This window comes from Chitinivorax tropicus (assembly GCF_014202905.1).
In the GTDB taxonomy this organism is placed as follows: Bacteria; Pseudomonadota; Gammaproteobacteria; order Burkholderiales; family SCOH01; genus Chitinivorax; species Chitinivorax tropicus.
In genome coordinates this window covers 1-24,829 of record NZ_JACHHY010000015.1, presented here as the reverse complement: position 1 = coordinate 24,829, position 24,829 = coordinate 1, and the positions used below count along the sequence as shown (strand labels likewise).

Sequence of the window (24,829 nt, the reverse complement as noted above, 5' to 3'; positions counted from 1 at the left end):
CTTCCTCGTGATCCTTGTTCAACGCGTTGCCATGGTGGCTTCAATATCTGCGATGGTCTTCGGGGTGCCAGCGGTCAATACATCGTGGCCGGTTGTGGTGATGGCCACATCGTCTTCGATACGGATGCCGATATGCCAGAAAGCCTCTGGAACCTTGTCCGTTGGCCGCACATAGAGCCCGGGCTCAACGGTCATCACCATACCTGGCTGAAGCGCCCGCCAGCTATCCTGCTGCTTATAGTCTCCGACGTCATGCACGTCCAACCCCAGCCAGTGCCCGGTCTGATGCATATAGAACTGTCGATAGGCTTCAGACTCGATCACCGCATCCAGAGAGCCCTCCAGCCATTTCAGGTCCAACATGCCTTGCGCCAGGACTTTGACGGCAGCCAGATGCGGATCGCTCCACAGCGCACCAGGGCGGATCAAGTCAATCGCTGCCTGCTGGGCGGCCAGCACGATCTCGTAGACATCCCGCTGTGGCCCGCTGAATTTGCCATTGACCGGAAAGGTACGGGTGATATCGCTGGCATAACCTTCCAGCTCGCACCCTGCATCGATCAATAACAGATCCCCATCGTTCAACACGGCATTGTTGGTCTCGTAGTGCAACACGCAAGCATTGGCCCCAGCAGCGACGATGCTGCCATAGGCCGGGGCCCGACTGCCACGGCGGTAGAATTCATGCATCAGCTCGGCCTCGACCTCATATTCGAAGCAACCCGGCTTGGCGAAACGCATGGCACGGACATGGGCATCACCTGAAATCGCCGCCGCCCGCCGCATCACACCCAGCTCCTGCTCATCTTTGATCAGGCGCATCTCATCGACCAGGGTGCGCCAATCTCGCAGCTCCGTGGGGCCAACATGGGCGCGGACTGATAGGCGACGGGTGGCCTGCAACCAACCACTGACACGCTGATCCCAGCTGGCGTCCACACCGAAGGCCGAGTAGAGACAGGACTGATGATGCAATATCTCGGGTATCCGTTGATCCATCTCAGCCAGAGGCCACGCCTCATCAAACCCGAATTTCGCTTTGGCCGCCTCGGGGCCGTATCGATAGCCATCCCAGATCTCCCGCTCCGGGTCTTTTTCCCGGCAGAACAGGATACTCATGGGCTGCGGCCCGGCCACGATCACCACGATGGCGTCTGGTTCGGGAAAGGCTGTCAGGTAAAAGAAGGAGCTGTCAAAGCGGAAAGGGAAATTCGAATCTGCGTTGCGGGCAAGCTCGGTCGCGGTGGGAATGATCGCAACGCCTTGTTTCATCTGCCCTGCAAGCCGGGCACGGCGGGCGATGGTCAGCGCGAGTTGAGTCATATAGGTAATCCGAATCAGTTACGATCATAAAAACAGCGCCCATTATAGGCGATCGGGCTGTGTTCCGGGCCCCGGGCATCCCACAAATATTGCCGACAATCAAGCCCTCCCGAGGTGCCATGGACATGGCATACACCCGCCCCACGAGTCGATGGCAACAGAATCGATTGGCTTTTACAGGTAAAATGCACAGCTACTTGAACACCCGATCCACCCGATTTCGCCGCCATATGAATCTCTACTTTCGCTTTCTGATCACCCTGATCCGCACACTGCTGGCCAAACCCACCCACGCGCTGGCCCTGTCCCGGCAACGTTTTCGCTGCATGCCGTGGGATTGTGACATCAATATGCACATGACCAACTCACGCTATTTGTCATTCATGGATCTGGGCCGAACCTATCTGCTGGGCACCACCGGCATATTGGGCACCCTGCTACGCCACAAATGGGGGCCGGTCGTCCAGGCGGCAGATCTCACCTTCATCCGTGAAATCAAGCCTTTTCAATCATTTGAGCTGGTGACCCGCTTACTGTGCTGGGATGAAAAATACTGGTACATCCAACAAGATTTCGAAGTGGATGGCAAGGTGTGTGCTTCTGCGGTGTTGCGCGGGCTGTTTGTCAAAGGCCGCGAGAAGGTGTCATCGGCCACCGTCCTGGGTTCGATTGGCTTTGACGAGCCCTCGCCAATCGTTCCGGCTCATGTTGAGGCCTGGGCTGCAGCATTCCAACTGAAAAAAAATGCCACTAGATAAGCCAACCCGGCATGGCGTTACAGACCAGATGCCGGGCGACTCGGGTGTTCACGATGGTCAGGCTGGCCGCCAGTGCGGGGGGCGCTTATCCAGAAAGGCCTGGATACCCTCGTGCGCATCTTCTGACATCACGTTCAAGGCCATCACCTCTGCTGCGTATTGATAGGCCTGCTCCAGCCCCATGTCCAGCTGCCGGTAGAACATCTGTTTGCCAGCCATGATGGAGGACGCCGGTTTATCACAGATCGACATCGCCAGGCGCATGGTTTCCTCATCCAGATGCTCTGGCGACACCACCCGATTCACCATGCCACGCACAAAGGCGGTGTGGGCGTCGATCGACTCGCCGGTCAACAGCATTTCGACAGCTACCTTACGAGGTAAGCTGCGGCTGATTGCCACAGCAGGTGTTGCACAAAACAGCCCGAAATTGATACCGGAAGTCGCGAATTTGGCCGTCGTCGAGGCCACGGCCATATCACAATTGGCCACCAGTTGACACCCCGCTGCCGTGGCCATGCCATGCACCTTGGCAATGATGGGCTGGGGCATCCGTGTCATGGTCATCATCAATCTGCTTGATTGGCGGAACAGGGCCACACAATGCTCGCGCGTGTAGCGTCCTTGGATTTCTTTCAGATCATGCCCGGAGCAGAAAGCAGGACCTTTAGCTGCCAAGACCACCACGCGGACTGATTCATCCAGAGAGATCTCATCCAGCTCGCTCTGCAGGCACGAGAGCAGTTGGCTACACAGCGCATTTTGCTGTTTGGGACGATTCAAGGTGAGTTGAACAACGCCTTCATGGCGCTCACGAAGCACTAGCGAGGTTACTTCATCCTCAACGACAACGGACTGCATGGTGATGTCTCCTTACACATTGCATGCCAAAGCGCCTCCCTGCCTCGGTAATAAACCATCAATGCCTTGGTGGCCGACCTCCATTTCAATCAGTGCTACTCATTGTCGGGTAACTGAGCCGTTGTCCGCTGTCTTCCGTCACACCGACATTCGTTCGTCAACAGAACCTAACGCTAGCATATTTGCCGAAATTATTCAGAACAACCTGTTTTGCAATGCAAAAATCAAAAAAACATGAGCAGGAATGCATATCCGGCACACAATTGGGCTGGTGCGCCCATACAGCGAACACACATCGCGGCACTGCAACATCCATCAGGAAAAAACGGGAAAATTCATGTGAATTGGGCGTATTGAAAGGAAAACAGCACCCTGCCCGGTGCTGTTTTTTGAAGTGGAATATGTCGATTACTTTTTCTTTTCTTCTTTCTTCGGCTCAGCCGGTTTGGCGCCCGCCTTGGCCTCAGCAGGCTTAGCTGCCGGCGCAGGCCCTTTACCGCCAACGGTCAGCTCACCTTTGATCTTATCGAATGTCCCCTGCTTGATGCCAGACACCTTCATCACATCCTCAGGGGCCTTGAAGGGTCCATTTTTGGTGCGATATTCAATGATGGCCTTTGCTTTTGCCGGGCCGATGCCGGGCAATGCCTCCAGCTGTTGCTGGCTCGCAGCATTGAGGTCAACCGCCGCCCAAGCCCCGGCCATCATTGCCAGCCATGTCAACAATGCAATCAGTACACTCTTCATCACCTGCCCCCCTTAAATGAAAGACAACCCGTTTTGTATTAGTGCAGACCACACATATTTGCAAGAAAACAAAAAGCCACCGCATTTGCGGTGGCTTTTTCGGCCTATCGAACGCGTCCGGATGGGACCCGCCGGATCAAGCGCGATGAACAATCAGGCATCGGAATCCGGGCTGATGTCAGCTCCCTCGTCACCTTCCTGTTCGATCTCCTCGCCTTCCGTCTCGATGACCTTTTCCAGCCCGGACAACTTCTCGCCTTCGTCCAGATTGATCAGACGCACCCCCTGTGCGGCACGCCCTGTCTCACGGATCTCGCTGACCTTGGTGCGGATCAATACACCACCGGTCGTGATCAGCATGACTTCGTCACTGGTCTGCACCAGCGTGGCCGCGACCAGTTTCTGGCCGGTCTTTTCCGTCAGATCAACCGCAATCACCCCTTGCGTGCCACGGCTGGTAAAGCGGAATTCCCCAATCGGGGTGCGTTTGCCATAGCCGTTCTCAGTAGCAGTCAACACCTGCCAGTCTTCAGAGTCGGCAACCAACATCGAGATCACCGACTGGCCTTCCTGCAGCAGCATGCCGCGCACGCCACGTGCCTGACGACCCATGGCGCGTACATCCTGCTCGTCGAAGCGAACCGCCTTGCCGGCATCGGAGAACATCATGACCTGATGTTTCCCTGATGTGATGGCCACGCCGATCAGGTAGTCCCCCTCGTCCAGATCGACGGCGATGATGCCCTTCTTGAGCGGGCGGGAGAAATCCGACAACGGTGTCTTTTTGACGGTGCCCAGGCTGGTGGCCATGAACACATAGTGATCCTCGTCAAACGTCTTCACCGGCAGGATCGCATTGATCTTTTCACCGTCCTGCAAAGGCAAAAGGTTGACGATCGGCTTGCCACGGGCGGTACGCCCGCCTTGCGGTACCTCGTAGACCTTGATCCAATACACGCGCCCCAGGCTTGAGAAGCACAATACGTAATCATGGGTATTGGCAATGAACAGGTTGTCGATGAAATCGTCTTCCTTGGTGGCGGCAGCCTGCTTGCCACGTCCACCGCGCCGCTGGGACCGGTAATCGTCCAGCGGCTGCGCCTTCATATACCCGCCATGCGACAGGGTCACGACCATATCCTGCGGCGTGATCAGGTCTTCCAGGCTGATGTCTTCGCCAAAAGGAATGATCTCGGAGCGGCGTGCGTCACCGAACATCTGCTTGGTGTCTGCCAGCTCATCAGCGATGATCTGGGTCACCCGTTCCGGCTTGGACAGAATATCCAACAGATCCAGAATCTTATCCATCACCTCGCGATACTCAGCCTGCAGCTTGTCCTGCTCCAACCCGGTCAGGCGCTGCAGGCGCATATCCAGAATCGCCTGGGCCTGTGTATCCGACAGCTTATAGCCTTGCGCTTTCAAGCCAAACTCAGGTGACAGCCATTCAGGGCGGGCTGCATCGGATGCAACGCGCGCCAACATGTCCTCAACCAGTGGAGAGCGCCACTCACGAGACATCAAGGCAAGCTTGGCCTCTGGCGGGGTCGGTGATGCCTTGATCAGCGCAATCACCTCATCCACATTGGACAGCGCAACCGCCAGACCCTCCAGGACATGAGCCCGCTCACGCGCCTTTTTCAGCTCATAGACGGTGCGACGGGTCACTACTTCACGACGATGCCGCAGGAAGCATTCGAGGATCTGCTTGAGATTCAGCAACCGTGGCTGGCCATCGACCAGCGCCACCATGTTCATGCCAAATGTGGATTGCAGCTCAGTCTGCTTGAACAGATTGTTGAGCACGACATCTGGCATCTCATTGCGCTTGAGCTCGATGTACATCCGCATGCCGGATTTGTCGGACTCGTCACGCAGATCGGCAATGCCGTCGATCTCTTTGTCACGCACCAATTGCGCGATCTTCTCGATCAGGTTCTTCTTGTTGACTTGATAGGGCAGCTCATCAACGATGATGGCCTGTTTGTCCTTACCCACCTCTTCGACATGGGTACGGGCACGCATCACCACCCGGCCACGGCCTGTGCGATAACCCTCGCGCACGCCACTGATGCCATAGATGATGCCAGCAGTGGGGAAGTCCGGCGCCGGGATGTATTCCATCAGCTCATCAACCGTCAGCTCACTGTTGCGCAACAACGCCAATGCGCCATCGATGACTTCAGACAGATTGTGTGGTGGGATATTGGTTGCCATCCCGACTGCAATACCAGTCTGGCCGTTGATCAACAAATTGGGCAAGCGGGTTGGCAGCACCGATGGCTCTTGCTCTTTACCATCATAGTTGGGTACGAAATCGACGGTCTCCTTGTCGATGTCCGCCATCAACTCACCGGAGATCCGCTCCAGACGGCACTCGGTATAACGCATCGCCGCCGCATTGTCACCGTCGATCGAGCCGAAGTTACCCTGGCCATCGACCAAGGTATAACGCATGCTGAAATCCTGAGCCATGCGCACCAGCGTATCGTAGATCGAAGCATCGCCATGCGGGTGGTATTTACCCATGACGTCCCCGACGATACGTGCACACTTCACATATGGGCGGTTCCAGACATTGTTGGCCTCATGCATTGCAAATAAAACGCGGCGATGTACAGGCTTCAAGCCATCCCGCACGTCCGGCAGCGCTCGACCGACGATCACGCTCATTGCATAATCGAGATAGCTCTTGCGCATTTCCTCTTCAAGGCTGACGGGTATGGTCTCTTTTGCGAACTGTTCCATGTATCCTTGGGCTTTTCGATGCGAAAAATAGACAAGATTCTAGCACGGCAGGCCCACCCGACCAATTGATGCGTCCCTGGTATTTTCCAAAGCACGTCACCTGCCTGGGAAATGACCCGCCCGGTCGCGCTGCCATCCGCCTCCCTGGGCTTCCGTGCATGTCGATCAACGTGCCTGGAAATACATGTCGCCTCGCCTGGCCGCCAAAGTGAAAAATGATGACGACCTGGCTTGAAACCGCCCCGAAAACGCCATCCGATGGCCACTTGTTTGCAAAAAAACAACAGTTGCGCCCTGCTTTCACATTTCAGCCACATTTCGTTTGGTATCATTCGGGCTTTAAAGCTATCCTTACCACGTTGCCGGGCTCTGATTAAGCCCGCTGAATAATAAGAATTTCCAGTTTGACCCTTTTCAGTCAGGAGAAAACAATATGACCAACAAACTGATCAAGTCTGTGTTGGCAGCTTCGTTGGCCGTTGCCGGCTTTACCGCTCATGCAAGCGAAGGCTACACTCAAGATGGTTCCACGGGTTCCGTCGTGAAGAACGCTTATAGCGAATGCTGGCGTACCGGCTACTGGACCAAAGAAAATGCAACCGAAGAGTGCGATGCCAGCCTGATGCCACCCAAGCCAGCGCCTGCTCCCGCACCCGCGCCGGTTGTCGAAGCGCCTGCCACACCGGTAGCACCTGCACCTGTGGTCGCGCCGGCTGCTCCGAAGACCGAAAAGTTCACGCTGCAAGCTGATGTCCTGTTTGCCTTCAATGGCGACAAGCTGTCCAACGAAGGTAAAGTTGCCTTGGACAAAGTCATCGAAGACGCACTGGCACCTCACGTCAAGAGCATCGACGGCACAGTTGAGATCTCCGGCCACACCGATCGCATCGGCTCCGACAAGTACAATCAGAAACTGTCCGAGCGTCGCGCTGAATCAGTGAAGGCTTACGCAGTCAGCAAAGGCTTGCCCGCTGACAAGATCACGACACAGGGCCTGGGCAAATCCCAGCCTGTGACCAAGCCTGAAGATTGCAAAGGCAACAAGAAGACCAAGAAATTGATCGCTTGCCTGCAGCCTGATCGCCGGGTTGAGATCGAACTGAAGGGCACCAAATCCGCTAACTGATCAGCGGCTGGTTTCCTCCAAGAGCCCCGGTCCTCCGGGGCTTTTGTCTTTAACAAGCACCTTGACCTTGGTGATCGTTTTTACCGCATAATGCCCGACCATGAAACCTTATACATTGCCCCTACTTCTTTCCCTGCTGCTGAACAGCCCAACAAGCTGGGCTGGCGGCATTGAACAACTCAAGGCGTTTGTGGCCGGGTCCGATTCACTGCAGGCCGATTTTACGCAACAGGTCACCGGCCAACGTGCTGCCAACAGCCAGCAGGCCAGTGGACATGTGATGATCCAGCGCCCCGGCAAATTCCGCTGGACCTACACCAAACCCTACGATCAAGTGATCGTGGGTGACGGCCAGAAGCTATGGCTGTACGACAAAGACATCGAGCAGGTCACCGTCAAAAAACTCGATCAAGCTCTGGGCTCCAGCCCTGCTGCATTGCTGGCGGGCAGCAATGACATCGAAAAAGCCTATGTCCTGAAAGATGCGGGCAGCAAAGACGGGCTGGATTGGCTGGATGCCAAGCCCAAATCCAGCGAATCCACCTTCCAAAGCGTCAAAATGGGCTTTGCGAAGAACGAGCTGGTGGTCATGGAGCTGAAAGACAACTTTGGCCAGACCACCGTGATCCGATTCAACAAATTGGAACGCAACCCAAAGCTGTCCGCAGACCAATTCAAATTCGTGCCCCCCAAAGGCGTGGATGTAATCAGTGAATGATCTGCACCAACTGCAACCACAGCCAGTTCCGGTCAGGCTGACTCAGCTTGGCCCACTGGCTGGCACCATGGGTCAGCTACCGGCTCGCCTTGGCCCGTTTCTGCACTTGACTGGCAAATCAAGCAATCCACATCCGACAACCCCGCGGGCTCTGCCGCAATCGTATCAGCACACCAGCGTGTTAGCCGATGCAGCCTGCCTTTTCGGCAAAGGCACCATACATATTGCAAAACAGCGATCAGAAAAGGCTACCGCTCAGCCCCACCGCCCAGGCAAGGTGACGCATGGCTGACCTGTTCTCGCAAGCACCTGTAGCACCATTGGCCGAGGCCCTCCGGCCCAAGACCTTGGATGAAGTCATCGGCCAGTCTCACCTGCTTGGCCAGGGCAAGCCACTGAGGCTGGCCTTTCAATCTGGCAAACCACACTCCATGATTTTCTGGGGCCCGCCAGGGGTTGGGAAGACAACGCTTGCCAGGCTGACCGCAACCGCCTTCGACTGCGCATTCATCGCCCTATCAGCAGTGTTCTCCGGCGTCAAAGACATCCGAGCCGCCATGGAACAAGCAGAGCAGAACCTTGCGCAAGGCAGGCATACCATTCTGTTCGTAGATGAAATTCACAGGTTCAACAAGTCCCAACAAGATGCGTTGCTGCCCTATGCGGAAAGCGGCTTGGTCACATTCATCGGCGCCACAACGGAGAACCCCTCTTTTGAAGTGAACTCAGCCTTGCTGTCACGCGCCCAAGTCTATGTGCTGAAATCGCTGACAGAAGATGAGCTGAAGGACTTGCTCGCACGCGCACAGAGAACGGCGCTCCCTGACCTGACATTCGATGAGGTGGCAAGAGACACCCTCATTGGCTATGCCGATGGCGACGCAAGAAGATTCTTGAACCTGCTCGAACAGTGCAAAACAGCAGCGAGCACAGCAGGTATCCAGAAAATTGACGCTGACTTCATCCAAAATGCCCTGACCTTGAATTCGCGGCGTTTTGACAAAGGCGGAGACAATTTTTATGACCAGATTTCCGCCCTGCACAAATCGGTTCGAGGCTCCCATCCCGATGCAGCATTGTACTGGCTAACAAGGATGCTGGATGGCGGTGCTGATCCGCGTTATCTGTCCAGGCGGATCATCCGCATGGCCTGGGAGGACATTGGGCTTGCCGACCCAAGAGCCATGCAGATCGCCAACGATGCCGCACTGACCTATGAACGACTGGGAAGTCCTGAAGGTGAATTGGCACTCGGGCAGGCGGTGATCTATCTGGCTGTCGCCGCCAAAAGCAATGCGGGCTACAACGCCTACAACCAGGCAAAAGCCTTTGTCAAACAAGACAAAAGCCGCGAAGTACCCGTCCACCTGCGCAATGCACCAACCAAACTGATGAAGGAACTAGGCTATGGGCACGAATACCGCTATGCCCATGATGAACCGAATGCCTATGCTGCAGGTGAAACCTATCTTCCTGACGGCATAGAAGAGCCTGGTTGGTATCAACCAACACCAAGAGGTCTTGAGATCAAAATTGGTGAAAAACTGGCTCTTCTGCGGAAGTGGGATGAAAAAGCGGGTAAGAAGTAAGTCTTCAAAATCAGGAAATTTTGAAGTTTGATAGATGTAGGCAGGATTTGGACTAATTAGATGAAACTGGTAGATTTTTTCTCAGGTGCAGGTGGTTTGACTTGTGGTTTGAACATGGCGGGCTTTCAGTCAATATTAGGTTCAGACATTCACCCCACTTATGCGGCCACTTTCGCAAAAAATCACCCTCACGCACATGTTGTAACGAATGATATTCGCAAGCTATCAGAGATAGATATTCTAAAATTGACTGGGCTGAAACCAGGCGAACTGGATTTGATTGCTGGAGGGCCGCCGTGCCAAGGCTTTTCAATCAATGCGCCAATCCGAACCCTGGATGATCAAAGAAATCATCTATTTAAAGAATATTTGCGGATTGCCGATATTCTAAAGCCCAAAGCCATTTTGATTGAGAATGTTCCAGGGATCGTCTCACTTGGAAAAGGCACTGCCGTGAGTGCTATTTATGCCCATCTCGAAAAGATGGGTTACACCGTTGATCATCGAATTCTATTTGCAGGTCATTATGGTGTTCCACAAATGCGCTTCAGAACCATCTTCATTGCACTCAGAGACAGCGCAAAGATTGAGTTTCCAGAACCAACACGAAATGCAACAGCTATTGCAAATTTTGCTGGGGCAAAAGAACTTTGCATTCAAGTTCCCCCGTTGCTTGCAACGAGATTAAAGGAAAAAACTACAGTTTGGGATGCACTTTCTGACTTGCCAGAGCTTGCTCTTGGGCAGCTGATTGATGATGTTGAATATACCAAACCACCACAATCTGAATTTCAGAAAATTCTTCGAGAAGATTCAACAAAAATCTTCAATCATGGCTGCGCGAAACTTGGAAAAGCCAACCTTGAGCGACTGAAGCATATTCCGCAAGGTGGAAGCTGGAGGGACATTCCACACGAATTGTTACCTGCAGGCTTGCAACGAGCAAGAAGGAGCGACCATACAAAGCGGTACGGCAGGCTTCACCCAGATGAGTTGTGCTCAACAATCCTGACCAAATGCGATCCACACTGGGGTAGCTTCTTCCATCCCACTCAAGATCGAGCGATTTCAGTAAGAGAAGCGGCCCGAATCCAAAGCTTTCCAGATCATTATATTTTCACGGGAAGTTTGACCGAGCAATTTGAACAAGTGGGCAACGCGGTTCCGCCATTGATGGCTAAGGCAATTGGAGAGACAATCAAAAGGTTGATTTCGTAATGGCGAAAATATCAAAGTCACGCTCTTTAGTTGAAATATTCGGATACAACCCAACTGATATCACACAAATAGCCAGACAGTTCTGGCAACTGAATGCATGCCCTTTCATTGGAAAGGCATGTTCAAAATATGACCATACCAATACCATTTGCTATGGAACCTGTTCTGTATCCAACGGTGGTCAGAATGTCATTATCTGCCCAAATAGACTTTATGCAGATTGTTATGCAACCATCAAGCGGGTCAGTAGTGAAGTTTTCGGTGATGCTCAATTTTTGCTTTTTGATGAATATATCAAGAAGGTAACTGAAACTGGCACGTCATTGGATTGTGTTGTTGCGCTTGGCCAGAACTCTGGAAAAGAAGTTAAATTGAGCAAAATGAGCATGGATTGGGTGTTAGCTCATATTGTTGATGGCGCGCTCACCAGCTACGTTGGCATTGAGGTCCAGAGCATTGATATTACTGGAAACTATCGCGACTCGTGGTACGCGGCACGTGATCAGAAAATGAACATTCCGCCTTCTAGGCATGGTTTGAACTGGGCTAATGTTCACAAGCGTTTGATACCACAAATCATCAGAAAAAGTCTGGTTTATTCAAAATCAAGGCTTGTGAAACAGGGTTTGTACTTTATTGTACCTGAACCTGTTTACCAGCGGTTTGAAGAGATTATTGGCAATGACATCCCACTTGTTCAAGAGGGTGGAAAAGATGTCATTTCAGTGCACACATACGATCTTGGCCCTCTTCCGGTGTCCGGCACCACCAGGACACTTACCGAGGCCAGAACCTTAAAATTCAAACTGGATGAATTTTCATCAAGATTTATCAACGGCCCGAACTTGCCATCTGGTGAGAGTCTGGATGGCAAGATCAGGGGAATTCTATCCTGTCGCTAAAGAACTTCATGCTGAAATGGCCCACTCGGCGATCTGGATGCCTAGATTGCCGATGCACCGGCATTTCTGCGAGAATCGTGCAATCTAGCTCACAACAAAATTTGAATGGACGAATCCCATGCTGGATATTCAACAGCTTCGTAATGATCTGGACAATGTTGCAGCCCGCTTGGCTGCACGTGGTTTTCAACTGGATATCGAAACCTTCACCACGCTCGAAAACGAGCGGAAGTACCTGCAGACCCGTACTCAGGAGCTGCAGGCCAAACGCAATGCGGCCTCCAAGCAGATTGGCATCGCCAAATCAAAGGGTGAGGATGCGGCAGGGATCATGGCGGAAGTTGCCAGCCTGAAGGATGAGCTGGAAGCCTGTGAAGCCAGCTTGGCCGTGCTGCAGGACAAATTCAACGACATGTTGTTGCGCATTCCCAACCTGCCGCATGCATCAGTGCCAGCGGGCAAAGATGAGCAGGGTAACGTCGAGGTGCGCCGCTGGGGCACGCCGCGCCAATTGGCGTTCACGCCCAAGGACCATGTTGATGTCGGCACGCCTTTGGGGCTGGATTTCGAAACCGGTGCCAAGCTGGCAGGTGCGCGCTTTACGTTGATGCGCGGCCCGATCGCCCGCCTGCATCGGGCGCTGGCTCAGTTCATGATCGACACCCATACCGGTCAGCATGGTTATACCGAGGTCTACACCCCTTATATTGTGAATCCGGAAGTGCTTTACGGCACGGGACAGTTGCCTAAATTTGCCGAGGATATGTTCCGTGTTGAAAAAGGGGGGGAGGACAACGGTGTCACGCAATATCTGATTTCAACATCGGAGATCTCGCTGACCAATACCGTGCGCGACAGCATCCTGAAGGCAGAGGAGCTGCCGATCAAACTCACTGCACACTCGCCTTGCTTCCGCTCTGAAGCGGGCTCGTATGGCCGTGATACACGCGGCATGATTCGCCAGCATCAGTTCGACAAAGTCGAAATGGTACAAATTGCGCATCCGGATCAGTCGTATGAAGCACTGGAGGAAATGGTAGGGCACGCGGAAAAAATCCTGCAGGCATTGGCACTGCCATACCGGGTGATGGCGCTGTGCACCGGCGACATGGGCTTCTCAGCGGCAAAAACCTATGATCTGGAGGTCTGGTTGCCTGCTCAGGACACTTACCGAGAAATCTCCAGCTGTTCGAATTGCGAAGGCTTCCAGGCACGTCGTATGCAGGCCCGCTTTAAAAACGAGGCGGGCAAGAATGAACTGGTTCACACCCTGAACGGCTCTGGCCTGGCCGTGGGACGTACCCTGGTAGCCGTGCTGGAAAACTACCAGAACGAAGACGGCAGTGTAACGATTCCTACCGTGTTGCGCCCCTATATGGGCGGCATGGAGAAGATCGGCTGATTTGCGCCGTAGCGCCACAAACAACAAAGCCCGTCATTGACGGGCTTTGTTGTTTGGCACCGAAGCGGGAAATCAACCCCACTCCAGATCATAATCAGCCTTCGGCCTTGGCCATCTTCTTGCGTTCGTTTTCCGACAGGTAACGCTTACGCAAACGGATGGATTGCGGGGTGATTTCCACCAGCTCATCATCATCGATGAATTCCACAGCGTACTCCAACGTCATCTTGATCGGCGGTGTCAACACGACCGCTTCATCCTTACCAGATGCACGGACGTTGGTGAGCTTCTTGCCCTTCAACGGGTTGACGATCAGATCGTTGTCACGGCTGTGGATGCCGATGATCATGCCTTCGTAGACTTTCTCACCTGCACCGATGAACATCCGACCACGATCCTCCAGGTTCCACAGGGCATAGGCTACCGCATCGCCTTGTTCCTGGCTGATCAGCACGCCATTGCGGCGGCCAGGGATATCGGCTTTCAGCGGCGCGTATTCATCAAATACGTGCGCCATGATGCCAGTACCACGGGTCAGGGTCAGGAATTCACCCTGAAAGCCAATCAGGCCCCGAGCGGGAATCTTGTACTCCAAACGGGTGCGGCCATTGCCATCGCTGGACATATCGACCATTTCACCACGGCGGCGCCCCAACTCTTCCATCACTGCACCTTGATTGGCCTCTTCCACATCAACGGTCAGCATCTCATAAGGCTCACACTTGACGCCGTCGATCTCCTTCATCACCACGCGAGGCTTGGAAACTGACAGCTCATAACCTTCACGACGCATGTTTTCAAGCAGAATGGTCAAATGCAACTCACCACGGCCCGAAACCAGGAATACGTCTGCATCCTGCGTGTCTTCAACCCGCAAAGCCACATTGGTCAGCAGCTCTTTCTGCAGGCGGTCACGCAGTTGGCGCGAAGTCACGAACTTGCCTTCCGTGCCAGCAAATGGGCTGGTATTGACCTGGAAATTCATGGTCAGGGTCGGCTCATCCACCGACAGCATGGGCAGCGCTTCAGGCTGATTGACATCTGCGATGGTGACGCCGATACCGATTTCTTCAATCCCATTGATCAAAATGATGTCGCCAGCTTCCGCTTGGTCAACCAACACGCGCTCCAGGCCCTGGAAACCCAATACCTGATTGATTTTGGCCTGTTTCTGACCGTCACGGCCCATGACCATGACTTGCTGGCCAGGCTTGATGCGGCCACGTGCGATACGGCCAATACCGATACGACCTGTGTAGCTGGAGTAATCCAGAGCGGAAATCTGCAACTGCAGCGGCTCATCCGGGCTGCCAGTCGGTGGTGACACATGCTTGAGCACCGTCTCGAACAACGGGCGCATATCATCAGAAGGCTTTGCCAAATCCAGTGTCGCAAAGCCATTCAGGGCAGAGGCGAACACCACGGGGAAATCCAGCTGCTCTTCCGTGGCGCCCAGCTTGTCGAACAGATCAAAAGTCTGATCGATCACCCAGTTTGGACGCGCACCAGGGCGATCCACCTTATTGATGACTACGATCGGCTTCAGGCCCAACGCCAGCGCCTTGCGGGTGACAAAGCGGGTTTGGGGCATCGGGCCCTCGACCGCATCAACCAGCAGGAGCACACCGTCAACCATGCCCAGCACGCGCTCGACTTCGCCGCCGAAGTCCGCGTGCCCTGGGGTATCAACGATATTGATATGGGTGCCTTCGTAGTTGACTGCCGTATTCTTGGCGAGGATGGTGATACCGCGTTCCTTTTCGATATCGTTGCTATCCATCACCCGTTCGGCGACATGTTGGTTTTCACGGAAGGTTCCCGCCTGATGGAGCAATTTATCGACCAGCGTGGTTTTACCATGGTCAACGTGGGCGATGATGGCGATATTGCGAATGGCGCGCGTCATGTATCGATTCCAGCTTTCAAGATTCAGTAAAAGCGTGCGAGTTTAACACAAAAAGCTTGCAATTTTCTTGCAATTAAAAGATAATGCCGCCTCTTTTTGATTGTGCATCAACCAGTTGCCAAACCGCACATCAAAAACTCATCGAATCTGACCTCTTCGCGCACCCGCACTGTGTTTGCGCGTCACCTACCCGGTTAGCGTCGATGTTACGTAGCCGGTAGAACCGCCTCATTTCATGCCATCTGGCTGTCCTGTTTTGGTATTGCCGTCTGTTTCACTATACAGACTGAGCCGGCTTTTGATATTTGTTCTGAAGGATTTGTCTTGTCACAATTGACTTTCGCCGACCTCGGCCTACACCCCGCCATCCTCAAAGCTTTGAACGACGCCGGCTACACGGCCCCCACTCCTATTCAGGCAGAAGCCGTGCCTGAGATCATTGCCGGCCATGATCTGATGGCCTCCGCACAAACCGGTACCGGTAAAACGGCAGGTTTCATGCTGCCTGCTCTGCAGAAATTGACTGAAGAACCCAAAGCAGCAGGCCGCGGCCCGCGCATTCTGGTGCTGACCCCGACCCGCGAATTGGCACAACAGGTTGCCAACGCCGCAGCAACCTATGGCAAGCATCTGCGCCGCGCCAAGGTTGTCAGCATCGTCGGTGGCGTATCGTATCGCACACAGAATCAGCTGCTGGATCGCCCATTTGAGATTCTGGTTGCGACACCGGGCCGCCTGATCGACCATCTGCAAAGCGGTCGCATCGACTTCTCGCGCCTGGAGATGCTGATTCTGGACGAGGCAGATCGCATGCTGGACATGGGCTTCTCGGAAGACGTACTGGGCATCGCTGAACGCACACCGAAAACCCGCCAGACCGCACTGTTCTCGGCTACGCTGGAGGGCGTTGTGGGCAAGTTGGCGGATCAGCTCCTGACCGAACCGAAGCGCATCCAGATTGCCGCACAGACTGCACGCCACGAAAACATCGAGCAGAAGCTGCACTATGTGGATGATCTGTCACACAAACAGCGTTTGCTGAGCCATTTCATTCGCGACGTTGACGTCAAGCAGGCCATTGTATTCACCGCCACCAAACGCGATGCGGATCAACTTGCGGATGAGCTGGCTGCCGAAGGCTTCCAGACTGCCGCACTGCATGGCGACATGCAGCAGCGTGACCGCCAACGCACCTTGCTCAAGGTTCGCCGTGGCGATGTACGCGTGCTGGTCGCAACGGATGTTGCTGCGCGTGGTATTGATGTCTCCGGTATCAGCCATGTCATCAACTTCGACCTGCCCAAGTTCGCTGAAGATTATGTTCACCGCATTGGCCGTACTGGCCGTGCCGGTGCAAGCGGTGTCGCCATTTCCTTCGCTGGGAAGAATGACGTACTGACCCTGCGCCGTATCGAGCGCTTTACTGGTCAATCGATCACACCATTTGCCGTGGAAGGCATGGAAGCCCGCTTCCAACCTCGCCCACAGGGTAGCCGTGGCGATCGCCGTAGCGGGGCGCCACGCTCCGGCCAAGGCCGTGGGTTTGGTGGTAGCCGCGACGGACAGCGCCGTGGCAATGGTGAAGGCCGCCGTGAAGGCTTCCAATCGAATCGTGAGGGCTTTGCCGGCCAACGCGAATCTGCACCGCGCGAGGGCTTTGCAGCACGTGATGGCGCCGCACCACGCGAAGGCGGTCAAAGCCGTGGCTGGAGTAATGAACGCCGCGCACCCCGTCAAAATACCGGCTGGCGCAACGATGCACAACCCAGCAACCGCTTTGGTCAAGGTGGGCGCCCACGCCAGGCGCAGCCCGCACCCTACTTCCCAAGCGATTACGCCAGTGGCGCACGATATGACCAGATGTTCGGCAATGATGCCGCAGCCGCTGCTGCACCTCGCAAACGCACGCAAGGTGAAGGTAGCAATGGCGGACGCCGTAGCCCAGGGAGCAACCGCGGTCGTACAGAACGCTGATAGCATCCCCACTTGAAGAAAGCCCGACAGTACGCTGTCGGGCTTTTTTTTGCCCCTTGAACGTGAGCAGATCTGACAGGCACACTCCGCACCAACCCACATGCAGGTGGTGCATGTCATGGCCATACATGGTGGATGATGCTCAAACCCCTCCTCAGACAAACACCCGGTCGAAACCGACCAGACCCAGTTGACCAAACACCTCCCCACCCTGCGTGAAGCGGCATCGATGCCGCCACCACACCTAGCGCCACGGGCATCCGACTCATCGCCCGGCATTCAGCTGGCGTGCATACTGGGGAGCGGGCTGCCATGCGCCGTCGCGCCATCCATTCGCACCAACGATTAAGCATTGTTATTGATAACAATTCTTGTTATATTATAAGAATGAATCGCAATCCTAATCTTATTAGCAGTGGTGTGGCCATCGCGTTGCATATCGCCGTGATCGGCGCATTGGTTGTCAATCGGCCCAGCGTCGAGACTGCGCCACGCCTGGATTACGTCGAGATGATTTCTGCCGTGGCGGCCCCTGCTGAACCAGCACCCGCCACGCCACCTAAGCCCAGCACACCAGAGCCATCCCCCACCAAACCGGCTCCGGTACGCCAGGCTGTCGTCACCCGCCCGATGCTGACCAACGACAAATCGGCTACAGAGCAGGCCCCCACCGCCAGTGCAACAGAAACGGTCAGTGAGCCGCAGCCAACCTTGGTGGCCGCAGCCCACCCCGCCCCAGTGACACCGACAAGTGTGGAGAAGCCCGCTCCGGCGGTGGAGACACAGCCGGTCTTCTCAGCGGCCTATCTATCCAACCCTAAGCCTGCCTATCCCCCGTTGTCATTGGAGCTGCAGGAACAGGGCACGGTAATGGTCAGGGCGCAGGTCAGTGAAAAAGGGTTGCCGATTTCGGTGGAGGTCAGCAGCAGCAGCGGTTTCCCGAGGCTGGACAAAGCGGCATTGGAGGCGGTTCGGCGCTGGAAATTCGTACCTGCCAAACGTGGGGAAGAACCCATTGTCGGCAGTGTACTCATCCCTCTCAAATTCAACCTGTATCAAGCGTAAAGGCTGTTCTCATGGATTTATCCCTGGTATTCAAACAGGGTGATGGTGTTCTCATCACGGTTTTTCTACTGTTGTTGGCCATGTCTGTCGTCAGCTGGTGCCTGATTTTGGGCAGGGGTGCCTTGCTATGGCGGATTCGTCAATCCAATCGCGATGTGCAGCAGCGTTTCTGGCAGGCCGCCAGCTGGCAAGCCGCCAATCAACTGATCGAGCACTCCGCATCCCCCCTTGCCGCATTGGCCAGGTCTGCACGTGATGGTCTGGCGCATCATCGCAAGCACGCCAGCCAATCGCTGGGGAAGACTGTTTCGCTGGATGACTATCTGGTCCGCACCCTGCGCAATCAGCTGGCACAGCAAAATGGTCGCTTGGAACGTGGCCTGACATGGCTCGCAACGGTGGGCTCGACCGCACCTTTTATCGGCCTGTTTGGTACGGTATGGGGCATCTACCATGCGCTGGTGGGCATCGCGACAGCGGGTCAGGCCTCGATTGGCACTGTGGCGGGGCCCATTGGTGAGGCATTGATCGCCACTGCTGCGGGCTTGGCTGCCGCCATACCTGCTGTGGTGGCCTACAACACTTTTGTCCGGATGAACCGGGTATTGGCTCAGGAAATGGATGGTTTCGCACATGACCTGCACGCCCATTTACTGACGGAGGCCCACGATGGCGTTCGGTAGTTTCGATGACGGGAACGCCGCACCAATGGCGGAGATCAACACCACGCCGCTGGTGGATGTGATGTTGGTGCTATTGGTGGTGTTCATCATCACCGCGCCAATGCTGACCAATGCGGTGAATGTCCAATTGCCCAAGGCCAGCGCGAGCCAGCACAAGGATCTGCCCGAGTCGATCCGCCTCGCGATCGATGCAAAGGGGGGGTATTACTGGAACGATCAGTCTGTTGCTGCTGACCAACTCGGCCCGCGCTTCGCCGCTGCGATTGCAGTCAACCCTAAAGTCGAGCTGCACATCCGAGCTGACGAGAGCGTTCGCTATGACAGCGTGGCCAAGGCCATGGCTGCCGCTCAGCAGCAAGGGGTCGGCAAGATCGGCTTTGTCACCGAGGTGCCTGCTCAGCCCTAGGCGCCGTTGATTTGAAGATCCACATCAGCCTGATGGTGGGCGCGGTGCCATGGCGCCAGCCTTGAATCAAACCAGGCGGATGGATCGAGGCCACATCAACCGAATCTGCCCTGCAGACATGCCCATCTTGACGATGCCCCATTCAAGGCAGGGGTGGGCTTTTCCGCAATCCACAACATAACGAGATACGCATGAGAGAAATAAACAAAAAACAATCGGCAGTCCGCCATATGGCCAAGCTGCCTGCGAGCCTGACCTTGGCCGGCCTGGTCGCGACAACCCCGGTTCTGGCGGAAACGGTCAAGGACACCGTGCTCCCTGCGGTAAATGTGGATGCAACCCGCGTTGACAGCGCCATGCCGTCGGACAAATCCTACAACAAGGCTACGACGTCTGTTGGCAAAATGCCGACGGCCAAGCGCGACATTCCACAAAGTGAAACCACCATCACCCAGCGCTTGATTGCAGACCAAGGCGATGCCACGTTGAAAGACGCCATGCGCAATGTGCCGGGCTTGACCTTCAACGCCGGGGAAGGGGGCCGCACCGGTGACAATATCACTATCCGTGGCTTTGCCGCTGGCACAGATATCTATCTGGATGGCGTGCGGGATATTGGTCAGTACAACCGAGATCTGTTCAATACTGACCGTGTCGATGCCCTGTTCGGCCCCTCCTCCATGCTGTTTGGTCGTGGCTCGACAGGCGGGCTGGTGAATCAGGTCAGCAAACAGCCATTTGCCGGGAAGCGCACCGAGGTGTCTGGCACCATTGGCAGCAATCGCTACCAACGGGCAACTGTTGATTCCAACCTGATGGTGGGAGAAACCGCCGCGATGCGTTTGAATGCCATGATCCAAAAAGCAGATGGTGATCGCGATGGAACCGAGCAGAACCGATGGGGCGTGGCCCCCTCGCTACGCCTGGGCATTGGTGAGCCAACGGAGTTGACGCTCTCCTACTATCACCTCACAGAAGACAATATTCCAGACTATGGGGTGCCTTACTTCCAGGGCAAGCCGATCGATGTGCCACAAAATCGATTCTATGGGCTGCCGGACTGGGACTACGAAAAGAATAAGGCAGACATTGGCACGGCCATCGTCCAACACAAGCTGTCGTCCAATGTCACGCTCCGCAATACCTTGCGCTATGGCAAATATCACCGGGATGTCTGGCCGACCGCGCCTCGCCTTGATATCACCAGCACCGGCGGCGTGTTGGCCGACAAGACCACCATCATCCGTAACCGGCCTGGTCGCGAAGGAACAGAGAAGATCTTCTCCAATCAGTTTGATCTGATGGGCGAATTCCGCACAGGTGATATCAAGCACCAGATCCTGGCTGGCCTGGACTACACCGGTGAGAAATCCAAGACCTACCGCTGGAGCCACAAAGATGGCGCCCCCACCACCACACTTGGCAACCCAGACCCGCATCCGGCCATGCAGACACCAGTACGCCTGCCCGGCAGCGATGTCAATTTCGACTCGAATGTCGTGGGCATCTACGCGCAAGACATGGTGGCCTTGACATACCAATGGAAGGTGCTGGCAGGTTTGCGCTGGGATCGCTTCAAGGGGGATTACACCACACGCAACTTCAATGCGAAGACCAACAGCTGGAGCAGCACCGATACCGCCCGCACTGATCGTATCGCCAGCTACCGCACTGGGGTCATCTATCAGCCCGATGGCCAGCAGAGCTATTACGCCACGCTCGGCACATCGTTCAACCCCTCGGGCGAGGCTTATGCACTCGACCCCCGTGGCACCAACACGCCGCCTGAGAAAAACCGTAATCTGGAAATCGGCACCAAATTGGATCTGCTGGATGGCGACCTGAGCTTACGAGCCGCAGCCTTCCGGATCACCAAGACACATGAGCGCAACACCGACCCGCTGAAGCAGGATGTCTATCTGCTGAGCGGCAAGCGCCACACCGATGGCATCGACTTTGGCATAGCAGGCCGGCTGACGGAAAAGCTGGAGGCTTTTGGCAATGTCACCTTGATGAAGTCAAAGATCGACAGCCATATCGACAGCAACAGCCAGGGCAAGGAAGCTGCCAACACGCCACGCTACACCATCGGCGGCTGGACAACGTATGCACTGGGCATGGGCTGGAAGGTAGGGGGTGGCTTCGACGCCAAAGGCAAACGCTATACTGGCGTCACCAATACCACGGAGCTGCCCGCCTATGTCCGCTGGGATGCCATGGTGGCATACGACAAGCGCGACTACTCGATCCAGCTCAATGCAACCAACCTGCTCGACAAGAAATACTACGAGGGCTTGTATGCCGGCCACACCGTCACCGGCCCAGGCCGTGGCGTTCAATTGACCGGCAGCTATCGCTTCAATTGATTCCACGTATTGTTTGACTGCTATCATGACCCAAGCCAACGCCTAAGGCATTGGCTTGGGTTCATCGTTTGCGCAACCATGTCGCCACGCCAGCAAAACCCGACCACGACTTGACGAGACCCACTATGCTGCTTCATATCCCTAATGTACTGGATACAGAAACCGTTCAACACTGCCGGGCGAGGCTTGCATCAGGCTGTTGGCAAGATGGCCGCATCACTGCTGGCTCTCAATCGGCACAGGTAAAACGCAATCTACAATTGCCGGATCAAGACCCTATTGCCCGGGAGGTCGGTGACCTCATCCTGACAGCATTGAAGCACAACGGATTGTTTTTCTCTGCGGCCCTACCCAAACGTATCTTCCCCCCACTTTTCAATCGCTACGAAGGCGGCATGGATTTCGGCAACCATGTTGACAACGCCATCCGCACCATCAACAGCACAGGCGAACTGGTACGGACCGATCTATCCTGCACCCTGTTTCTGGCCGACCCGGATGAATATGAAGGCGGCGAGCTGGTGATTGAAGACACCTACGGCCTGCATTCAGTCAAGCTGCCTGCCGGCGACATGATCCTCTATCCCTCAACCAGCTTGCACCGTGTCGAGCCCGTGACCCAAGGAGCCCGCCTGGCCTCATTCTTTTGGCTGCAAAGCATGGTGCGTAGCGATCAACACCGCAGCATGCTGTTTGATCTCGATATGGCAATCGTCAGCCTAAGAAACCGACTGGGTGATGCCGAGGAGCTGATCAGCCTGACCTCGCATTATCACAACCTGCTACGGTTATGGGCAGAGATCTGATCACCGTTGATGCGCCTCATACAGACAGCGTACCCAATCCACATTTGGCAAGGCGAGATCGGCCCACACCGGCCAATGGCACAATCAGGAAAACCATCCGACCAACCGCCCCCTACTGGTGTTTGCTGGGCACCCAAGCGGCATCCCCGGATGGATACCGCCGCTATGGCGTCGATTTTTCCCGCCGGCTTTCCAGAAAGAACCGCTCATATTTGCCACTGGCCTTCAGCTGCCGAAGCCCTTTATTGAACAATTCGATCAACTGCTTGTTTCTGTCCACCTTCTTCGAAAGCAGCAGATTCTGTGGTTCGACTTTGAAAGGCTGTGGGTGGTGGGTGAACAAGGCAGCCTGTTGTGGCGTGAACATATTCTGGATGACGTAGTAACCAACCTCGACATCACACAATATGACATCGACACGCTTTGTGAGCAGCTTTCTGAAACCACTCTCCTCGTTGTTGGAATACTCGACCTGCAAGACACCATCCTGCTCTGCCCGCTGAAAGTCATCCCCCATGGACGCCCCAGCCAATAACCCGATCTTGGTATCCTGCAGGCTCTCAAGTGTAGACCAGTCAAATTTCGTATTTTTCAAATGGAAAAACACATACTTGGTATCCACCACCGGATCACTGATATAAAACTGGGCGCGGCGCTCAGGTAAGGCAAACCAGACAAAAGTACCATCCCAATCACCAGCCTCAGCGTAGGAATAGGAACGCTTCCAAGGAAAATAGCCATATTCGACCTGAATACCATTCAACGCAAATGCTTCAGTGATGATCCTGGTCGCAAGCCCGCCATATTTGAGCTGCGCAGACTGAAACGGCGGCCACTCACCACTTGCGAGACGAACAGCCTTATCTGCACCCGCAATAGGGACACCGCTAAACAATAGCGCCACAATCCAAAGCCGTAGCCACCTCATACCCACTCACCCAATTCAAACACAGCCCCAACCAGACACACTCACCATACATCGCAGCATCTTTCTATTCAATATAGCGGCTATTTCACTATATCGCCCCAGTATTCAAAGACACACCATCGTATAGGGTGCTGTTTCACTCCGATCAGGGCAACTGCCAGTGTGAAATTTCGCCAACGGCTTTGGCATTATCAGATGTACCCGACGTCCCTCCGTTTTCAGTAGCAGTCGGCTTTAGAGTCCGAGGCTAATTTAACCGATTTCTGGATAAGTGTTTTGGCATAGGCGGCAGGCATCAAACCGCCCAGGGATCTCTTGGGCCGTTCCTCGTTGTATTCACGTCGCCAGGCTTCAATGACGACCTGTGCGTGTCGAATGCTGGTGAACCAGTGTTCATTCAGGCACTCATCACGGAAACGTCCGTTGAAGGACTCGATGTAAGCATTCTGATTTGGCTTGCCGGGCTCAATGAGAAACAGTTGAACACCTCGTGCATGAGCCCATGTCAGCAGGGCCCGGCTACAGAACTCCTTGCCGTTGTCGGTTCTGATCGCCTTGGGCAGCCCGCGTGTCTTGGCCAGTTGGTCGAGGATGCGCACGAGTTGCTGTCCGCCCATGGCCCGTTCCGGAACGATGGCCACGGCTTCATGAGTCGCGTTGTCGACGATGGTCAGGCTCTTGATGCTGCGCCCCTCTGCCGTCCGGTCGAACACGAAATCCATAGACCACACTTGGTTGGCAGCCAAGGGCCGCTCCAGAGGATGACGATCCGCGGCTGGGATCTTCTTCCGCTTGCGCCTTCTCACTTGCAGGCCCGCTTCGGCATAGAGGCGATCCACCCGCTTGTGATTCACGACCTCTCCAGCCTGGCGCAACTTCAGATAGATCATCCCGGCCCCGTAGCGCCGGTGTTTCTGTGCCAGTTTAATGATGCGTTGACGCAGTACGTCGTTGTGATCGGGTCTCGGGCTGTAGCGGAAAGCGCTCGTACTCATGCGGGCGATACGCAGCGCATGACGCTGACTAAGGCCGTGCCCAGCCAGAAACCGCACCCGTTCCCGTCGAACCGGTGCGGTCACCACTTTTTTTGCAGCGCCTCCTTGATGACTTCATTCTCCAGCAGGCTGTTGGCCAGCATGCGCTTGAGGCGGGCATTCTCGGCTTCCAGTTCCTTGAGGCGCTTGGCATCGGAAACACTCATGCCGCCGAACTTGCTGCGCCAGAGGTAGTAACAGGATTCCGAAAAAGCATATTTGCGGCACAACTCTGCAACCGGCAAGCCCGCTTCGGCTTCCCGCAGGAA

20 protein-coding genes are annotated in these 24,829 nt (G+C 55.1%); 13 read left to right on the top strand and 7 right to left on the bottom strand.

Translation table 11 applies throughout. The features are described from left to right. Positions 1–18 precede the first annotated feature (18 nt). The gene (pepP, locus tag HNQ59_RS12340) at positions 19–1,323 is read right to left on the bottom strand and encodes a Xaa-Pro aminopeptidase (RefSeq protein WP_184039736.1); all 1,305 of its coding nucleotides are present in this window, start codon (positions 1,321–1,323) and stop codon (positions 19–21) included. A 230-nt stretch (positions 1,324–1,553) separates the two neighbouring features. Here pepP and HNQ59_RS12335 point away from each other — a divergent pair, with 230 nt between their 5' ends. After that, a complete protein-coding gene (locus HNQ59_RS12335; protein ID WP_184039733.1) occupies positions 1,554–2,081 on the top strand; it encodes a thioesterase family protein in 528 nt (175 codons plus the stop codon). A 57-nt stretch (positions 2,082–2,138) separates the two neighbouring features. Here the strand turns inward: HNQ59_RS12335 and HNQ59_RS12330 are convergent, their stop codons facing one another. The 3 genes from HNQ59_RS12330 to gyrA form a co-directional block, all read right to left on the bottom strand. Beyond that, positions 2,139–2,942 carry an enoyl-CoA hydratase gene (locus tag HNQ59_RS12330; RefSeq protein WP_184039731.1) on the bottom strand — a complete coding sequence of 268 codons (804 nt, stop codon included), beginning with the start codon at positions 2,940–2,942 and terminating at the stop codon, positions 2,139–2,141. Between the two features lie 408 nt (positions 2,943–3,350). Then, positions 3,351–3,689: a ComEA family DNA-binding protein gene (locus HNQ59_RS12325; RefSeq protein WP_184039729.1), complete on the bottom strand. Its 339-nt coding sequence runs from the start codon at positions 3,687–3,689 to the stop codon at positions 3,351–3,353. A 153-nt stretch (positions 3,690–3,842) separates the two neighbouring features. Then, positions 3,843–6,437: a DNA gyrase subunit A gene (gyrA, locus tag HNQ59_RS12320; RefSeq protein WP_184039726.1), complete on the bottom strand. Its 2,595-nt coding sequence runs from the start codon at positions 6,435–6,437 to the stop codon at positions 3,843–3,845. A 433-nt stretch (positions 6,438–6,870) separates the two neighbouring features. On the opposite strand from gyrA, the gene HNQ59_RS12315 reads away from it, so the two are divergent. The 6 genes from HNQ59_RS12315 (at position 6,871) to serS (ending at position 13,392) form a co-directional block, all read left to right on the top strand. After that, positions 6,871–7,563 (top strand): OmpA family protein, encoded by a 693-nt coding sequence (locus HNQ59_RS12315; protein ID WP_184039723.1) that lies wholly within the window; start codon positions 6,871–6,873, stop codon positions 7,561–7,563. Between the two features lie 100 nt (positions 7,564–7,663). After that, complete coding sequence (gene lolA, locus HNQ59_RS12310) at positions 7,664–8,281, top strand: outer membrane lipoprotein chaperone LolA (RefSeq protein WP_184039720.1); 618 nt, start codon at positions 7,664–7,666, stop codon at positions 8,279–8,281. Between the two features lie 284 nt (positions 8,282–8,565). Then, the gene (locus tag HNQ59_RS12305) at positions 8,566–9,870 is read left to right on the top strand and encodes a replication-associated recombination protein A (protein ID WP_184039717.1); all 1,305 of its coding nucleotides are present in this window, start codon (positions 8,566–8,568) and stop codon (positions 9,868–9,870) included. Positions 9,871–9,930: 60 nt separating this feature from the next. After that, positions 9,931–11,088 (top strand): DNA cytosine methyltransferase, encoded by a 1,158-nt coding sequence (locus HNQ59_RS12300; protein ID WP_184039714.1) that lies wholly within the window; start codon positions 9,931–9,933, stop codon positions 11,086–11,088. Next, positions 11,088–11,990, top strand: coding sequence for a NotI family restriction endonuclease (locus tag HNQ59_RS12295; RefSeq protein ID WP_184039711.1), 903 nt, complete (start codon positions 11,088–11,090; stop codon positions 11,988–11,990). The genes HNQ59_RS12300 and HNQ59_RS12295 overlap by 1 nt, the downstream gene beginning before the upstream one ends. Positions 11,991–12,108: 118 nt before the next feature. Further along, the gene (serS, locus tag HNQ59_RS12290) at positions 12,109–13,392 is read left to right on the top strand and encodes a serine--tRNA ligase (RefSeq protein ID WP_184039708.1); all 1,284 of its coding nucleotides are present in this window, start codon (positions 12,109–12,111) and stop codon (positions 13,390–13,392) included. A gap of 94 nt (positions 13,393–13,486) precedes the next feature. On the opposite strand, the gene typA is transcribed toward serS, so the two are convergent. Next, positions 13,487–15,298, bottom strand: coding sequence for a translational GTPase TypA (typA, locus tag HNQ59_RS12285; RefSeq protein WP_184039705.1), 1,812 nt, complete (start codon positions 15,296–15,298; stop codon positions 13,487–13,489). 324 nt (positions 15,299–15,622) lie between these two features. Between typA and HNQ59_RS12280 the strand changes: the two genes are divergently transcribed. The 6 genes from HNQ59_RS12280 (at position 15,623) to HNQ59_RS12255 (ending at position 22,598) form a co-directional block, all read left to right on the top strand. Next, the gene (locus HNQ59_RS12280; protein ID WP_425491387.1) at positions 15,623–17,272 is read left to right on the top strand and encodes a DEAD/DEAH box helicase; all 1,650 of its coding nucleotides are present in this window, start codon (positions 15,623–15,625) and stop codon (positions 17,270–17,272) included. A 420-nt stretch (positions 17,273–17,692) separates the two neighbouring features. After that, positions 17,693–18,337 carry a TonB family protein gene (locus HNQ59_RS19840; RefSeq protein WP_184039702.1) on the top strand — a complete coding sequence of 215 codons (645 nt, stop codon included), beginning with the start codon at positions 17,693–17,695 and terminating at the stop codon, positions 18,335–18,337. 11 nt (positions 18,338–18,348) lie between these two features. Beyond that, positions 18,349–19,020 (top strand): MotA/TolQ/ExbB proton channel family protein, encoded by a 672-nt coding sequence (locus HNQ59_RS12270; RefSeq protein ID WP_184039699.1) that lies wholly within the window; start codon positions 18,349–18,351, stop codon positions 19,018–19,020. After that, entirely contained in the window at positions 19,007–19,426 is a 420-nt protein-coding gene (locus tag HNQ59_RS12265) for an ExbD/TolR family protein (protein ID WP_184039697.1), read from the top strand. Before HNQ59_RS12270 ends, HNQ59_RS12265 begins: the two co-directional genes overlap by 14 nt. A gap of 191 nt (positions 19,427–19,617) precedes the next feature. Then, positions 19,618–21,792, top strand: coding sequence for a TonB-dependent receptor (locus HNQ59_RS12260; RefSeq protein WP_184039695.1), 2,175 nt, complete (start codon positions 19,618–19,620; stop codon positions 21,790–21,792). A gap of 125 nt (positions 21,793–21,917) precedes the next feature. After that, a complete protein-coding gene (locus HNQ59_RS12255; RefSeq protein ID WP_184039693.1) occupies positions 21,918–22,598 on the top strand; it encodes a Fe2+-dependent dioxygenase in 681 nt (226 codons plus the stop codon). 163 nt (positions 22,599–22,761) lie between these two features. On the opposite strand, the gene HNQ59_RS12250 is transcribed toward HNQ59_RS12255, so the two are convergent. Both HNQ59_RS12250 and HNQ59_RS12245 read right to left on the bottom strand, forming a co-directional pair. Beyond that, complete coding sequence (locus HNQ59_RS12250) at positions 22,762–23,526, bottom strand: substrate-binding periplasmic protein (protein ID WP_184039691.1); 765 nt, start codon at positions 23,524–23,526, stop codon at positions 22,762–22,764. A gap of 218 nt (positions 23,527–23,744) precedes the next feature. Continuing rightward, positions 23,745–24,829, bottom strand: a protein-coding gene (locus HNQ59_RS12245; protein WP_184039689.1) for an IS3 family transposase whose coding sequence is annotated in 2 segments (ribosomal slippage) — positions 23,745–24,616 and positions 24,616–24,829 — 1,086 coding nt annotated over the 2 segments. Because the reading frame shifts where the segments join, the coding sequence is not laid out codon by codon here. This gene is flagged as partial in the annotation.